The sequence below is a fragment of the Bacillus pfraonensis genome (assembly GCF_050768835.1).
Lineage (GTDB): Bacteria > Bacillota > Bacilli > Bacillales > Bacillaceae_G > Bacillus_A > Bacillus_A pfraonensis.
This window is the reverse complement of record NZ_JAHCDO010000009.1, coordinates 142518-158984: the sequence shown is the minus strand read 5'-3', so window position 1 is coordinate 158984 and position 16467 is coordinate 142518. Positions and strand designations below refer to the sequence as shown.

At 38.0% G+C, this 16467-nt stretch carries 12 protein-coding genes and 1 pseudogene; 1 reads left to right on the top strand and 12 read right to left on the bottom strand.

Annotated elements, in window-relative coordinates:
* Positions 1–30: 30 nt before the first annotated feature.
* The 11 genes and pseudogenes from KFD70_RS10695 to KFD70_RS10645 form a co-directional block, all read right to left on the bottom strand.
* Positions 31–495: a GNAT family N-acetyltransferase gene (locus tag KFD70_RS10695; protein ID WP_336452306.1), complete on the bottom strand. Its 465-nt coding sequence runs from the start codon at positions 493–495 to the stop codon at positions 31–33.
* A gap of 124 nt (positions 496–619) precedes the next feature.
* The gene (locus KFD70_RS10690; protein WP_336452307.1) at positions 620–1117 is read right to left on the bottom strand and encodes an SMI1/KNR4 family protein; all 498 of its coding nucleotides are present in this window, start codon (positions 1115–1117) and stop codon (positions 620–622) included.
* A 155-nt stretch (positions 1118–1272) separates the two neighbouring features.
* Positions 1273–1743, bottom strand: coding sequence for an SMI1/KNR4 family protein (locus tag KFD70_RS10685; protein ID WP_336452308.1), 471 nt, complete (start codon positions 1741–1743; stop codon positions 1273–1275).
* A 27-nt stretch (positions 1744–1770) separates the two neighbouring features.
* The gene (locus KFD70_RS10680) at positions 1771–2277 is read right to left on the bottom strand and encodes a hypothetical protein (protein WP_336452309.1); all 507 of its coding nucleotides are present in this window, start codon (positions 2275–2277) and stop codon (positions 1771–1773) included.
* Positions 2278–2524: 247 nt separating this feature from the next.
* Positions 2525–3403, bottom strand: coding sequence for a DnaD domain-containing protein (locus tag KFD70_RS10675; protein ID WP_336452310.1), 879 nt, complete (start codon positions 3401–3403; stop codon positions 2525–2527).
* Between the two features lie 368 nt (positions 3404–3771).
* Positions 3772–4050, bottom strand: a complete 279-nt coding sequence (locus tag KFD70_RS10670) for a hypothetical protein (protein WP_336452311.1) — start codon at positions 4048–4050, stop codon at positions 3772–3774.
* Positions 4022–5659: pseudogene (locus tag KFD70_RS10665) on the bottom strand (hypothetical protein). Before KFD70_RS10665 ends, KFD70_RS10670 begins: the two are co-directional and overlap by 29 nt.
* Positions 5635–6741, bottom strand: coding sequence for a VWA domain-containing protein (locus tag KFD70_RS10660; RefSeq protein ID WP_336452312.1), 1107 nt, complete (start codon positions 6739–6741; stop codon positions 5635–5637). Before KFD70_RS10660 ends, KFD70_RS10665 begins: the two are co-directional and overlap by 25 nt.
* A complete protein-coding gene (locus KFD70_RS10655; protein WP_336452313.1) occupies positions 6731–9037 on the bottom strand; it encodes a DUF5682 family protein in 2307 nt (768 codons plus the stop codon). Before KFD70_RS10655 ends, KFD70_RS10660 begins: the two co-directional genes overlap by 11 nt.
* On the bottom strand, positions 8998–10104 hold the full coding sequence (locus KFD70_RS10650) for an ATP-binding protein (RefSeq protein WP_336452314.1): 1107 nt from the start codon (positions 10102–10104) through the stop codon (positions 8998–9000). Before KFD70_RS10650 ends, KFD70_RS10655 begins: the two co-directional genes overlap by 40 nt.
* Before the next feature lie 15 nt (positions 10105–10119).
* A complete protein-coding gene (locus tag KFD70_RS10645; protein ID WP_336452315.1) occupies positions 10120–13554 on the bottom strand; it encodes a DUF4132 domain-containing protein in 3435 nt (1144 codons plus the stop codon).
* 569 nt (positions 13555–14123) lie between these two features.
* Here KFD70_RS10645 and KFD70_RS10640 point away from each other — a divergent pair.
* Positions 14124–14663: an STM3941 family protein gene (locus KFD70_RS10640; protein WP_336452316.1), complete on the top strand. Its 540-nt coding sequence runs from the start codon at positions 14124–14126 to the stop codon at positions 14661–14663.
* Between the two features lie 303 nt (positions 14664–14966).
* On the opposite strand, the gene KFD70_RS10635 is transcribed toward KFD70_RS10640, so the two are convergent.
* Entirely contained in the window at positions 14967–16082 is a 1116-nt protein-coding gene (locus KFD70_RS10635) for an RNA-guided endonuclease InsQ/TnpB family protein (protein WP_336452317.1), read from the bottom strand.
* Between the last annotated feature and the right edge of the window lie 385 nt (positions 16083–16467).

Sequence of the window (16467 nt, the reverse complement as noted above, 5' to 3'; positions counted from 1 at the left end):
GTTACTTTGATACACTATACAGTTCCTTTTTTAGATAGCCTTCACCATATTTATATTTGTAATTTCATAACCTAACTGTTCATATAACCTACGTGCAACTTTGTTATGTCCAAAAACATGAAGACCAATTTTATTCATTCCTAATTCTTTAGCAATAATTTCAATTTCTTTCATTGCTTGCTTACCATACCCTTGTCCTTGGTGTGGCTTATAGATTATAAAATCAAAAATATAGCCTTGATCTGGATTTGTAGTTGATGTTTTTGCAATCCAAATCATTCCGACTAGTTGTTGGTCTTGAAAAATAGAGTATAGGTAATTCAGCTCAGATTTCTCATCTTTAGGTAAAAGTCTAGAAAATTCTTTTTTAGATAGATTCATTGCTTCATCTTCACTCCAGTTTCCTGAAGTCACTTTGTTTTTCGCATAGTTCTCAATTGCACTAGAAATGTATAGTTGAAATTCTTCTCTATTCATCGGTCTTAATGTAATCACTTAATCCCCTCCTACTTTAACGTGATTGAGCTAGTTTATATAAACAACAAGTCCTCTTTCAATAAAAAATCATTTTTCTCTATTCTGTGATACCCTAAATCTGTTAATGAAACTTTATTATCTGCTACTCTCTTAAAACAAATACTTCTTCCCGGTTATAATCAATCATCTTTAAAAAGTACTCTTCGAAATTTTCAAATCGATCTATTTCCTCTCCAGCAAACCAAACGACCGCTCCAGGCGTAGAAGAATTTGGCAAACATAATGTAAATAAATCTCTGTCAAATTCAGTGACTGCGATTGGCAGTAATTGATTTCTAAAAACACCACTTTCCTTTAAGATATCTTCCTCAATTGCATTTAATAATTTCTCTGCATAATGCATTGTTGTTTTAAGTTGTTCTGTCCCAAATAAATCAACTGTTTGATAAAACCCTTTCCAGCCATTCGCATATTTCAGAAAATTTCTATACTTTTGATTAAGTTTGTATCCTATTTTTTTCTCAACAAGGCAGATCTCTGCCTCATTTGCTCCAACCTCCGGAAAGTGATGTGGCCATATTTGCTCCACATCCTGTTTCACCGCTACCATTGCCGATATATGAACCTTCCAGTTTATCATCGTTTAAATCCCCTTTTATAACCAAAAATATTGTATAGCATAATGAATATCAATTGTAAAATCCGTATTCTAGATAGACTCTATATGTATACTACTTATCATTCACTAGACAACTTTGCCGATTATTGTTTTGGTGAATAGCAACCTAAGATTTATTAATGAAGCATGTCCAGAAACTGTTGAAAAGTATCTGTAACATGATAAACTACTGGCTCAAGCTCAGCAGAATTTTCATGATCCCACACACAAACTGTAGGACTATTTCTTGATTCGCGAAAATCTAAACATAAAACATCACCAGCAAACAAAACAGCAATTGGCAATAAAGCTACTCCTAGTAAATCCCCATCATCTGTAAGCCTTTCATCAAATCGAGACCATATTACATCAATATCAAACATGCCACTTTCAATATGTTCTGGAGCTTCAAGGATACATAAGAACCGAATAACTGCGTAACTATGATTATTACAAATAAAAGAGTTCTCTTCTGGAAGCCCACCATTATGCAGTTTTATAAAATTCTTATAATCTAGCGGTAATTCAACTCTCCAAGCCTTTTCTTTCTTAAATATTAAGTCTTCAGAAGGTAACGGAAAAATCACTGAATCTTTTTTTATTCTCATTAAAAATACGCCTTTATCTTCTGAGTTTTAATCCCACCACTTTTCCTCATCAGAAACCCATATATTTTTCTGTAAGTCAAATGATTGATTAGCATCATGAAAACCACAATAGGCGGGGAATTTTATACTTCCTCCATCTGCTTTATTCCAGCAATCAACAAACCATTCCACGATGATTTTTTCCTCATCTGCCGATATGATCTCATCGTTTTCTTCATAAAACTCCCAGAACTCGTCTGATTGATCATCAGAAAGGTTATAGTATGATATACGTTCGAGTAATTCATGACTTCCTGCAAAAACACTACTATCATTTCCTTCATAAAAAACTTCACCTGCTTCTCTATTCATAGAAAACATCATGATAGAAAGATCAAATGATCCAATAAAAATCATAAAATCTAGCAACTCTATTTTAATGTAATAATTAAAACTACGAATTTTTCTTATATTTTTAATCAACCTTTCTGAATTTTTTTCAAGATTTTCTTTTACCGAGCTAATATATGTATCTTTTGTAAACAATTCATTCACCTCATGCTTTATTCAAATTTCAATATAAATTAAAACTCTTTATACATAATATAATTGAGTGCCTTCTTTTCTTCATCAATTTCATATTTTAAAAGAAAACGCTAAGCTATCTTTATATCACTCCACCCTATTCAAATCGCAACATCTTGATAGTCTACTTCGTTTACTTTTTCATTGATAAGAAGTTTTGTTTGTAATACTCTAAAATCGGTTACCAAAGGCTTTGTTGCACTTGTTCCGCCTAGACTCACGGCTTCCACCCTTCTTCCTGCAAGAACTTCTGTAATTCTTCCTCAGATGGTACATTCTTCTCCCACTCTTCACATTCCTTCAAAAACTCCTCCGTTTCATTAAGAAGAGACGGCTCTTTCTTTCGAAATTTCACTACTGCTTCCTCTACTTCACTGAGCTTCGTATATCCTTTCCCATGCCAATCTCGTAAAATCCCCTTCACATAAGCAAGCATTCGCTTATTATTTTCATATGCAATCTGGAGTGCTTTTAATACGAGCTCTTCTGATAATTTCCCCATCCATTCACTTAATATTTCCACTGCATAAGATGACAAACTACCGAAGTTTTGTTCATAAAATGCGAATACATTGCTACCGGAATTTACTTCTTCCTTAACCTCTACTTCTTCTACTTTCTCCTCCCGCCCACAATCTTGAACAACTTCTTGCGTAATCACATCAGATGCTCCAATCGGCATTCCGAAATACTCTAGCAATAGCGGAATATTCAATTCTTCCTCTAGGCATCTTTGAATAAACATATGTACAAACTCTATATTTTTCACAGTCTTTAATTCACGTAACACACACTTTTCTATATTCGTATTCGTAATAGGATTATAACGCAACCAATTTAGAACATATAATTCCTTCGTTTTCGCGTCATATAATATCTTTCCATACGTAACAAACCGCTGCAACAACTTCTCAACTGTTTCACGATTATACCCCGTTTCCATCTCTACCAAACGTAGTGGCAGTGGGTAAATTCCGCATTGTCTCGTCTTCGAACATGTTAACAAGTATATATAAAAGTAACGTTCCTCTGGCGTTAAATCTAGTACAAACTCATCTTGCCAAAAATTTATCTGTACACTCCGATATACTCCCATGTTTCTTCCTCCCGCCCTTTTAGTGATAAATATAGAGTTGGTGACTCCTTACTATATATAGGATTACAAGAAGGAATTTGGTGAATTTATTTTATATTTTTTTACTAATACGAGAATGTTACTTTTTTATTTTCTTGTAGTTGTTTTTTTGTAATTCTTTTTGTTCTTGTAGTTGTTTTTCTTTTATTTATTTAATTGATTTATTACTTGGTAGTGGTTTATAAGAGGCTTGGAATGGGCTTATATGGGGCTTCTTTTATTACATGCATGGGTTTGTCATCTGCTGAAGAACTTATAATATGATCACTTCTTTATGAGCGACTAAATCATAAAGAAGTGACTAAAAATACGTCTTGTCCGAAGCTAAATCATATATGTAGCATTTCAGCTTTTACAACTTGAATATATTCCTGCAACTTACAAAATGCTTCTGTCAATTTGCTTGTTTCTTCTTTATGAAGAAAGCGGGCCTTGTTTCTCTCTTCTTCTATAATAAGCAACTGCGCGGCAGCATAGGAAAGACCGTACTTTTCGCATTCTCGTTTTATATCATGGAACAAAGAAAGTGGTATACTCCCCGCTCCTGAAATAAGCATCTCATCTAGAAGTTGTTCTAATTCATCGATTATTTGTACTAACTTTATCATAGAACGTTTCTCCTTCATTGAGTGTAATATTTATAATTTCACCTGCTTCTGTATACAAGATGACAGGTGTAACAACGAGCTTTGTTCCTTCTTGATAAGAATGGACTAGCATTTTCTTTACATGTAACGAGTCCAAATATATTTTTACAATTCGAATCATCCGCTCATTTTCTGGTCGTTTCATCATTTGCATTTGCAATACTTTACCATTCTTATCGATAAGAGGTAGGATCCATTTTTGTTCTTGCTTCTGAAATTCCCATTCTCCTATTTCAGCAACTTCGATACAAAAGACTCCTTGTTTATTTGCCTCTAACCTGTTCTCTTTTACTTTTTTTAGTAGTTCTTCCCATGAGGTTAAAAAGAGAGATTTCCACTCTGCCACATTTGTTTTTCCTTCCACTTCTCCTACTGTCTGTGAGCTAGATGACAATTGAAAATCAGCGTTAAGTTTTGCCTGCTTCAACCCGAAAGATGAACGAGATAGTTCGTATCCTTTCCCTGCAATCGCCCATGGTGCTTGCCTTTCATGGAGTTCTTCAGGAGTTGTGCTACTCCCTTCATAAAACATAGGGCGCGACTGCGTGTATGTGATCCACTTTTCCTGTTCTCGGTTATAGAAATAATACGTCACACCAACATAACGGGACTTCGTTTGCCAGCCGGATGCACCAAAAGCATGCAAAGTAAGTGGTGGAACTTCATAATATTCCGAACGAAACGGACTCTCTTGCAGATGGTGGCGCCCTAGCAACAAAATGTATTCATAAATCGCGGACAGCGTTTGCCGATAGGATGCCATTTGAAAAGATGCATGTTTCATCCGGTATAGCCTAATATCGGCCCCAAGCTTACGAAATAAATTTTCTAGCTTTGCTAGTTTCAAAGAACGGGCTTTTACAGAAAGTTGTTCTATTTCATAGATTGTATTTTCAGTAAGCCGCGTTAATCCAAAGTGAACAACTTGCTCAATCATCTCTTTGAAAATAGATAGCTTATCCGTCGCAATGATAAGAGGTTGCATCTGTTTCGTTTCATGCGAAATTCCTTTCTCTTTTTGATACCAGTATACCGCTTCTGCCTTATGCCGTCATATTCCCTCTGCTTTACACGTACAGATCGCATCCGCTACCGATTCAGCTGTCAGAAAGCGAACCGTTATATTCTCTTCTGGGAAGGACGCAATTAAAGCACCCTCTTCTTCTAAAACAAACTTTTGCTGAAATGTTTCGCGGAACATTATTTCAGCCCACATTTTTTCGGAGACAATATTGCGAACGTCCACATTCAAAAGAGCAGAGAAATCAACTTTTATATTCTCTTCACCTTGGTACATCTTCTTTGCTTCTAATAGAGCCATAATGACATGCTTACAAATCGAACGGGCTTCACACGTGCAAGAGTAACTGCGTATATCACCCGTAAACGTTACAGTAATTCCATCACCAAGATGTATTTGCGCTGCCCCCTCTTCTACGTCCATTTTGACATTTGTTGCGGCAGCCAAATCCTTCATTGCTCTCTTATATGTTCCTTTGTTGAACATGGCGATTAAGTATGTTTCATCAATAGAGGAAAGAACATTTAAGAAATGATTGTTGCGATCCATTGTGCCAACCTCCCTGGTGTTAATGCTGCTACATGAGCACCGAGCGCCGCCATTTTTTTAGCTGCCTGTTTATCATAAAAAGGCTGTGCAGTCGGATCAAGAGAAGTAAGCACAATCAATTTTGCTCCTGATTCTACAATCTTCATCGCTTCTCTGTACATTTCATTGTAACTGCCACCTTCATATAAATCCGTTACAAGCACGACAATTGTTTTATGAGGCATCTCGATTTTATTCGTTGCGTAGCGCAGTGCCTGAGCAATATATGTTCCTCCCCCAAGCTGTACACTCATAAGTGTTTCCACCGGGTCATCAATACGATCCGTTAAATCAACAACAGCTGTATCAAAGATGAACAAATCTGTCTTAATCGTCGGTAAGCTTGCAAAAATGCCAGCCATAACTGCACTATGAATAACAGAATCAATCATACTTCCACTCTCGTCTACTGCGAGAATCACACGCCATGGGCTAACATACTTCGTCGCAGCATAGAAGTACGGTTTTTCAATATGTATGGTGTTTGTTTCCTTGTCAAAATGCTTCAAGTTCTTTCGAATCGTTTTCTTAAAATCAAAGTTGCGCATCGTGCGCACGCGACTAGAGCGATTTCGATCCGGTCTACCGCTTAAAGCATGCTTCACTTCTTGCTCTAAATTACGACGTAACTCCTCGGCAACTTTCGCTACAATACGCTTAGCTGTATCCAATACATCCGGTTTTACATAATCTTTAAATTGTAAAATGCATTTTAATAAATTCATATTCGGCTCCATTTTTTCAAGCGTTTGTTTCTCTTGTAATAGAGCCGTTAATTCATACTTCTCTAGCGCATGATTTTCCATAATTTCAATTGTTTCTTGCGGAAATAACTCCCGCACTTTCGAAACCCAAGTAGGCATTGTTAACTGAGAGGGATCCAGCGACCCGCCACGTTCCTCTCCGCGTTCCCGTTCGTATAAAAATTCCAGCACCTCATCCATTTCTCTGTATGCACGGTTTTCTTCCTGAAATGTAATTTGGTCATCCGCATATTTTCCAAGGACAAGACGCCAGCGATTTAAAGAAATGTTATTCTCCATCTTCTAGCCCCCGTCTCATTAAAATCTCACGTGCCTTCCGATCTAACTGCATTGCATACGCCAGCACATCTTCTGAAATCGCTTCTTCTTTTATCACTTCTTCTGTGGCACCATATAACCCGGCAACCTGTCTAGCAATCGTACCAACCTCAAGCGGCGTGAATTGGCTGAACAAGAGGCGTAAATGCGGCAACACTTGTAAAAATGTCTCTTCATCAAGTACTTCTAGAACATGGGACATTCCATCAAGCAGTGACTCGTTATATAAAAAGATATCTTTTGCGCCAGCAAACAAACCACTCAAAAATATCGGGGCTTGTTTTTGCATATCGCCACTTCCATAAAAATATCCTTCTGCCACTTGCATGACCTCATCGATTTTCCGCTTCCCTAAAGAAGTTAACAGCCCAAATACCGCTCCCTCTACTTGGCTTTCTCGTTTTTCCTTTTGCAAATAAAGCTCCAGCGCTTCAATAAATTGCTGGTCTGCAGGCTGCATTGTGTACAAATCGATAAGCTTTTCCGCAATAATTGCTGGTTCGCCTCCATCTAAAACAGAAAATAACGAAAGTGCTTTATGTCTAGCATGATTCGCTTGCTGATTTGCTTTTTCTATTTGTGATAAATAGTAAGCACAATCTGCCATTGAAGCAAAATCTCCATCCGCCTGTATTGCTTCATCTATAAACGGGTTGTACAAGGTGAAATCAGAAAATAAACCACTTAAGTAGGCTTCTAGCAATAAAAGGGCCACCTCTCCAGCCCGTCCCTTTGCCTTGTGCAGCTTTGCTCTTAGCATTTCCTGTGCGGCTTCCCTCACAGTTCCACCATACACAGATAAATCAATCAGAGCACTTTCCACTTGTGCTGAAAAACGATATTTCCAAGTTTCACGCATAAGATTGATGTTCTGCTTTCTCGCAAGATTAGGACCGCGCAACTTCTCACAAAACGGAACTCCTAAAAAAGTGAGGCAATGAAAGAATTGACTTAAACGCTGGTGTCGTTCTTTCTTATATATGTCAAGAATCGTCTCATGTGGTACAGTAGAACGCGCTGGAAGGCGAAATGAACGAACAGAAGCACGAAAATCATGTACGAGCGGCGGTACATCCGCTTCTTTTGACAATTTTCCGCGCTTTGTCCCTTGCAAACTCTTCTGAAGCACCGTTAAAGGCTTATCTACCGAGAATATCTCACCTTTCACGAATGTACTGCTCACTGCATCCATCAGTTCATACAATCCAGGTTGCATCTTTCCCCGAAGCAGTGCAAGTTCACGTATCATTCGCGCAGCCTCAATCTCATCTGCCATTGATATTCCTTCTGCCTTTAGCTGCCGAGCAATTCGTATCATAAATTGCTCAGCTACCGCTTCATCCCTGTTCTCCCAAATATGTTGGTAGAAAGCAGGTGCAGGCATACCACTCTCATAACCATGCGTCTGATCACTTTCCAAAAAGGAATACGGCATAAGATAGTTTTTTGCATATGTTTTAGACAATGGACTTTTGGGCAGTTTTTTCTGTTTTCCTTCCAATTCGAGAAGCCCTTTCACATGAAAGCCTCCAGTAATAACGAGCACCTTGTCATATACTTTACGTGCTTTTTCAATTTCCTTTGCCATATGTATCTCTCTGGCTGCGCATCCGTCTTCTATCAACATCTCCTGCGTGTAATCCACGCGCGTATAATAACAATAATGAAAGAGCTGACGGACAAACTCCTCGCTTGTCATATGAAAGCCTTGCAACTCAAAATATTTCTCCCAAAATTCATGAAAGTTTCGGCACCCCGTTTTTTCCGAAAGCATGCGAACGTATTGACTATGCTGAAAATATTGTTCGTCATACTTCCCATGCTCTTCCTCATTTTTCTCTAAAAATAAATATTCTTTATAAGGAAGATCAATAAATGAAACAGGAATGCTTTTTGCAGCTCCTTCCCGCAGCGCAACAAGTTCCGGTGAATAGTTGAGAAAGGGATAGTACGCACGGTACTTTCCACTCTCTCCTCTTTCAAGCACATCCGTTTTATCATCATAACTGCAATATATACAAATCGGAGCCTCACTTTCTGCACTCACAATATGCGGAATAAGAGGGTTGCAATCTATCGGTCCTTCTATAAGAATCGCATCCGGTTTATATAATGCAACGATTTTTTGTACATGAAAAGAGCACGCAGGACTATGATGGCGAATCGGCACATATACGACGTTGTGATCTAAATTGTAAGCTCTTTGAAACCATGCATTTACTTCAGCTGATTGCGAGCTTCGAAAAACGACTTCCATACCTCTCCTCCTACTTGCCCTCGCGCCCTAACGATGCTTGTAAAGTAACTGCGCAGCTTTTCTAAATCATCCTTGTTTTCTTTCGCAATTGTGCCCGACAAATACCGAACAAGTGCATCCATTTTCACTTGTCCGCTTCCATAATAGTACGCATCCATTGCACTTTGATAATATACAGATACGGCTTCTGCAGTACTCATTACAGAAGATGGCTGATCAATTCGTTTCCCTTCAGCAGTTACGCCTTCACGTAGTTCATGAAAAACAGTCGCTAACAGCTGAACAACCGCCCTATCCACTTCTGGCGTGATGCCCGACGCTCCTAATAACCGTGTTACTTGTGACTCTATTATTTTTGCTTCAAGCTTTACATCCTTAATTGGATGCACCGTTTCAAAATTAAAACGACGCTTCAATGCACTACTCATTTCATTCACACCGCGATCGCGCGTGTTGGCCGTGGCAATAATATTGAACCCAGGCTTTGCCGTAAGAATTCCTTGTTCTCCAAACTCCGGAATATTCAGCACCTTATCGCTCAGAACACTGATTAATGAATCCTGCACTTCCTGCGGGCAGCGCGTCAATTCTTCAAATCTAGTTAATATCCCTTGTTCCATCCCAACGAAGAGAGGCCCTGGCACAAGTGCCTCTCTTACAGGTCCTTTCGCAAGTAGAAGTGCATAGTTCCACGAATACTTAATCGTATCTTCCATCGTAGCAGCTGTTCCTTGAACAGTGTTGCGACTATTTCTGCATATTGCGGCAGAAAGTAGCTCACTCAGCATCGTCTTTGCTGTTCCTGGCTCTCCAATTAACATAAGCCCGCGATTCCCTGCTAATGTAACAATCGCACGTTCCACAAGCGCATCATTCCCATAAAACTTACGACTAATCTCCGCTTCTTTTCCTTCCCAAAGAAGCGGTTCCTCTTGTCCGATAATAAACGTACGAACGGCACGCGGTGACAATCGCCAGTTAGGTGGTTTGGGAAACGAATCATTCGCTTCTAACGCATTCAATTCTATTTCATATAATTCTTCCATTAATGGTTTAATAGACTGCATATGTCATTTCCTTTCTTATCGCTTACTGCGCCAGTTTTCATCACGGCCAAGGTTCGATTCTGTTGCCCGTTTTATATCATATAAAATTTCACTGAAAAAGCGTTCCGATACTTGTTTTGGTAAAACGCGTCTCTCATGATCAATTTCGTCGTAATCATATGAACCGCGGCTCACCGTTCCTGCTTTGTAAAATTGAATTTCAAATACGCACACATCCTCCTCGCCTTCATATCCAACCGGTGTCCCTTCAAACGCAAGCTCCGCTCCTAATCCAGCGCGAGTATCTTCTTTATAGAATGTATAATATACACCGGCATCTTGAACTGATCCACGACTCCATCCGTACTTCGTCATCTTACCAAACAGTGAACGGCCATTGATCTGAGTACCAGCAAACCTCTCCACAGTAACTTCCTCATTTTCCTCAACCTGAAATACTTCACGGTCAATTTGCGGAAATGGCTGAGTCACCTCATAATCATCTAGCTGTTCCTTCCATAATTCCCGTTCCTCTTCGGACAATTCTAGTGGATGAATTAAACCAATAACGGTATCTGGTGTAAGCTCATGCTCTTCTTCATCAATTGTATTAAACGTGCCATCCTCCATATAACGGAACATCGCAAGCAACTTTCCTTTCTTATATTCACCCCAAATAAGCGAGATAGCAAATTGCTGCATAATTGGATTTTCCACAAACAGAGACTGCCATGTATGTTGTGACCAATAGCGATTAAGAGAAAGCGCTGTTTCAAGACGCTGCGTTTGCATCGTAATCATAGTCCGGAGCTGTTTCTTTATAGAGGATAACTCCGCCTTAGCCTCCTCTGCTTTTTCCGCATCATCTTTTGCATTTGGTTTCGAAAGCGACTTCAGTCGTTTTCCTTCTTCCGTCTTTAACTCAATCTTCAAATTTGGAGTTAAATAAGCAATAAACGTTCTATTGCCATAATCAATTGTTTTTTCACCGCGTTTATTAAAACCAAGGTCTGGAACAAGCTGATCTTCTAATTCTTCTTCTGTTATACCACGCGTTTTAGCAGCGAGACTCAGCGCTTCTTTCGCAGCATTACGCACTTGCTTATGTTTATACTTAAATGCCATCGCATGAATAGACATAAGCCCAATGTGCGACTTAGACAATGCTAGCGCCTGAACGGCCGCAGCAGCAATAGCTCCGCGCATACCAAGTGCCCACTCATCAATCTGCTTTTTAAGCTGCATCACCATCTCATCATCACTGTAAATGCCATACAGCGAAAGAATGCCGCGTTTCTTCGATTCCGCACCTTGAGAAATCCAAAGTTGGTAAATTGCTTGTATATTTTCTTTCAAGTCTTGTTCGTTAAGAGCGGCGCTTATCACTTCTGCCACTTCCTTCTTCTCAATAACAGAATCTGATACGTACTGCTGGAAATATGCAAGAGGAATCATTGCATCTGCAATTGCTTCAGAATCACGAAGGCGAATTTGTGGTTCAAACCCGAGCCACTGCACAAGTGCATTCCTTTTTTGCGGCGTTAAAATACGCGCGCAAAGCGCTTCAATATTACCTGATGCTCCTTCTAAGTCCCCCTCATCAAGCAATGGAGCAAATTTCTCCATCAAAGAAGCATTTTTCTTTTCTTGTAATGCTTCCTGTACAAGTTTTGTATATTTGTCAGTTTTATAATATAAAAGTGTTTGCATTACATGTTCGCGTACAACTTTCTTTCTATGATTTAATTCCTTTGCTACATCCTCTGCAGCTTCTATATCTTTTGTAAGAAGTTCAACTGCAGCGGTACGTACTTTTTTAGAAGAATCCCCAAGGCTTTGAATGAGAAGATCACGCGTCTGAACGGCGTTATCCTTTGCCAACTCATCCAAAATAAAAATTCGTTCATCTGCAGAATACTCCGCGAATTTCTCCGTTACATATGTCCGTTCTTTTACAAACAAACGAACGAGTGCCTCCGTCGCCTTATCTCGCTTCTCACTATGCCCGAAAGCTTGTTCAATAGAATAAGAAACGAGTTTCTCCATCGATAAACCGTAGGAAAGCAGATCTTCTAGCACCTGTTCTGGTGAGTTCTCCATCGCAGCATACCGCTGCAGAAGTTCGTATAAACTATAGTGATAGCTGTAATTTCTCCCAAGTTGAAGCGTAAGAGCTGCTTCTCTCTTTGCCGCTTCCTCTATATCCCAAAGTAATGCAATTTCTAAAACCGGCATTCTCCAGTAATTATTTCTAAACTTCGAACTTTCGAACCATCGCTTCATATCCTCAAATGATACATTTCCTAATAAATAGTTACGATATGTACCACGTATGTCAGATGATTTCGTTTGAAGGACAACCGTTAAAAACTCTTCACGTACTCTATTTTTATGTAGCTCGTACCCTTTTTCCGCTAAAAGCATTGATACAAAAAGGTAATGACTTTGCCTTAAATATTGCAGTGTACGTTGTACAAATTCTGATTGTTCTTCCACCATTTGAAGCAACAATTGGTATTCATATACGCGATCAAAATCAACAACACCTAACTGATGCTGCGCAAGGCGATATGCGAAAAATCTTTCCTCTAGAATACCGAATTGCTCACACAAATCTCGGGTTGTTTCATATAATTGTGCATAAAAACTTTTTGTTTTTTTGTAATTTCCAGACTGTTCAAGAGTATGGCTGACATGCGAAATTGCATAATTCATAAAATTTTTAACAGAGCATTTCACTAACAATTCCATATATCTTCTTGCAACATCCGAATGCGTATACAAACGAAAAATTTGCTGCCAAGTAAAATCAGGTAAAGACCCACCAGCAAACACCTTACTAACAGATTCACCTCGAACGTACCTTTTGGCTGCTTCAACCTTCTCTTCTGCTCCGCTTAACCTCAATATATACTCCGCTTGCTCTTGCAATTCATCTTCCAGTAAAGAACGATAAGGTAGAAATCTCTCATAATCTGCATCTAACATAACTAGAAGTAAAAGTAATTTTTGTTGTCCTGTTATAACTTGTAACTGCTCTTCTATATACCTCGGATTCTCCCTTATTAATTCTCTAAGAAAAACATCCGCTTCATTTACAGAACGCGAAAGATTCGTTAAATATTTACAAGCAAATGCTACAAGTCTATCAAATGAAAGATCGCTTTTTTCGAAATAAACCTTTATATCTGGAAAACTCATATATGAAAAGCGCACGAGAAGAACATTCAACAGTTGATCCTCAAGCAAATGATAGAATAACCGAAAATAACCTGAATCTTGCTTATACGTTTTCCTAAAATCATTCATAAACTGCCAAGCAAAATCACTACGCTTATTTTCGCGAATCGTCGTTTGTTCTATATGTTTTAAAACTTCTTCATCCCTCGTCTGCAAGTAACGTAACGCTAATTCTTCTTGTTCCCCTGTCATATTAAGGTGTTGAAACAACTGAAATGTACTGACTGCCATCCTCTCTGCCTCCCTGTTCATCACTACAACTTGTAGGTAGTTACATCATATAATTATGATAACACTCATTTTTGCATATATCTGAAATTTCCGTTTTGAAAATACGGAATATATTTACATTATTAGTATATCATACCACTCCAAAAAACGAACATACGTTTCTTTTAAAACTTTATATTTACTTAAAACAATTATTGAAGATTTGGTTTAGAGATAAAGTGAAACTTTAATCAGCAGGGATTTTCTTCATCCCTCACTAATTACTAGCTCTCACCAATCGGGCTTTTACGGACAATTTATCTCCCGCCTAACTTCTTTGCTTTCGTCGAATTTCGAGGTGGGTATATTACTACTTCCCCGTTAATACGGGGTAAACAAAGTAAGTAATGAATGTTTTCATGATATGATATATAAATACCAATTTTTGAGAAAGTCAATTGAAGCCTCAATTGACAAGTACCAACTAATATATTTGAAAGAAAAGTTATTGGTGGTGTTTGCAAATGTATTAGTTGTGCCAAGACATGAAAAAGCATTACCGGTAGATTGTTAGAAAATGGAGGAATCGTATGAGAAGATATGATATTTATGAATCAAAGAGAAAAGTAGTTGGATTATTTTTTTTGACTTTGGTAATTGAAGTGATGTTTCTCTTTTTTGTTATGTATGCATTTTCATCTGAGGAGCCTAATTTCATAGTTGGATTTTTATTTGGAGCTCTTGCATTCGTTGTACTAATTGCGCTTTGGAAATTTATCCAAAAAATGATTACGAAAAAACCAGCTATCATTTTAGAGCAAGAATACATTACAATTATTAACAACCCAAAATATCCTGTAAAAATTGCTTTGGAGGATGTATACGGTGTTTTACCTTATGCAATCCAAGGGCAAAAGTATTTAGGAATTGTGATGGAAGATGATGTTGAAGATCGATATATCGCCTCTATACCTTCAAAAGGACAACGGCTGTATCGAGTTAATAAACGTGCTGGATTTATACCATTTAATATTCATATGAATTTATTGAAAATCGATGGAGAAGCATTACTTGAGAAGTTAGATGAGTATGATATAAGCTTTTTAATTCCTGAAGATGAAGCGCAATAATATAACGAAAGAATTAATTTAGGTATAAGGAAGAAAGAACATCTCGATAAAAAAGATGTTCTTCTATATTTATTTTGTTCTGCTGCTTCCATTAAATAGTTATAATTTTAGTCAACAACCCGCCACTTAACACCCTTACGGGTCGTTTGAAGTGGGGGCTTGCGTCTGTCGGAGTTCGACAGTGCTTCTCCCCTCATAGAGAGCAACTACGCTTATTCCTACCCAGTAGTACGAACGAGCAATGCTCTCCTACCTTAGTATGGTGGAGCATAAGGACGGTTGACTTCGCCCCTACCACAAGAGCTATACTCCTGTGGTAACTACACCGATATGCTCAATTCCCTTACGGTGTAGATTCATCGCACCAATACGGTCATCATTTGATTGGTATTGGCAATTTTTACACTTAAAAGTGTGTAGCTTTTTATTACGATTCGCTTTTTCAATGTTTCCGCACTTAGGGCAAGTTTGGGAAATATATTTGGGGTCTACCACAATTACCTTTTGTCCATTCAATTCAGCTTTATACTCAAGCATTTGACGGAACTGATAGAAAGCCCAAGACACAGAAACATAGCGGTTTTTCACTCGCACTTTTTCTGTCGCAGAACGAACACCTGTTAAGTCTTCTAAAACAAACATAGTACCTCTAGGGTATTCATCAACGAGTGCCTTTGTAATTTGATGGTTTACATCAGTTACATAACGGTTTTCTCTTGAGCCAATTTGTTTTAATTTCTTACGAGAAGATGGTGTTTGTCGTGTTTGTAATTGCTTACGAGTAGCTTTAAATTTACCACGCTTATGTTTAACAATATTTCCGTTGTAGAAAGTTGTTTTGCCTTGACTATCATAAGTGGTTGCAAGGAAGTTGATTCTTAAATCAACACCAACGATGTTGTTTACATCTGCGAAATCTAATGTTTGGTACTCTTTTGTCATCGGAATATGTAAGAACCACTTTTTGTACTTATGCACTAATTTAGCAGTACCAAATTTCCAAGTGCTGTTGAAGTATTTCTTCATAGCCTTACGCTCATAATTTAGTTTTAGGCGACCTTCAAGCGTGTTTACACTAAATTGGTTTTTGGTTAGTGAGTAATCTCGATTCCAGACTAAATCATATTCTGCAAGTTTGAAGCCAATCAAAGACCATTCATGTCCATTTGATTTAGCCGACTTGTAACGAGCAATTACAGTTTTCATCACAGATTGAGCCATTTGACTTTTTAACCTAAATTGATTTCGCAAATCAGAATAATATAAGTTATTGAGATTTACTTGATTAAGGTTCTTTGTTTCAAATATGTGTTTTGATAACCAATTACAAGCCTTGCGGTAAGCGTTCGTTGTTATCTTTAGACTTTCAGCTTGATTATCGGAAACATGGATTTTTATTTTTGCAGTAATTGTAGGCATTATTTTCACCGCCTTTTACTAATTAAATTGTAACAGATTTTTAGTGAAAGCAAACAACTTAAATAGAGAAAGGAGGAAGCAAGGTGGAAGTTTCAGATACTTGTTATGGTACAGAATCTTACGATTTTCAACGTATCATACCGTATCTGCCGGCAATTCTTCCCCCACTTATCGTTGGGCTATCGCCCTTCACACGATTGAAGTAGGGGTATCCTTGCCGATTTTAGATGAATGAGTATATTTATAACCCCCATTCTTTATCGATTTGCAATTATACTATGAAAGAATGGGGGGTACATTATGGTTTTAATTGCTTTAAATCTATTATCTTTTCTTTCTAGAATAGAAAACTAGTATTGGTCAACTCATTTATTTTGCCGTTAAA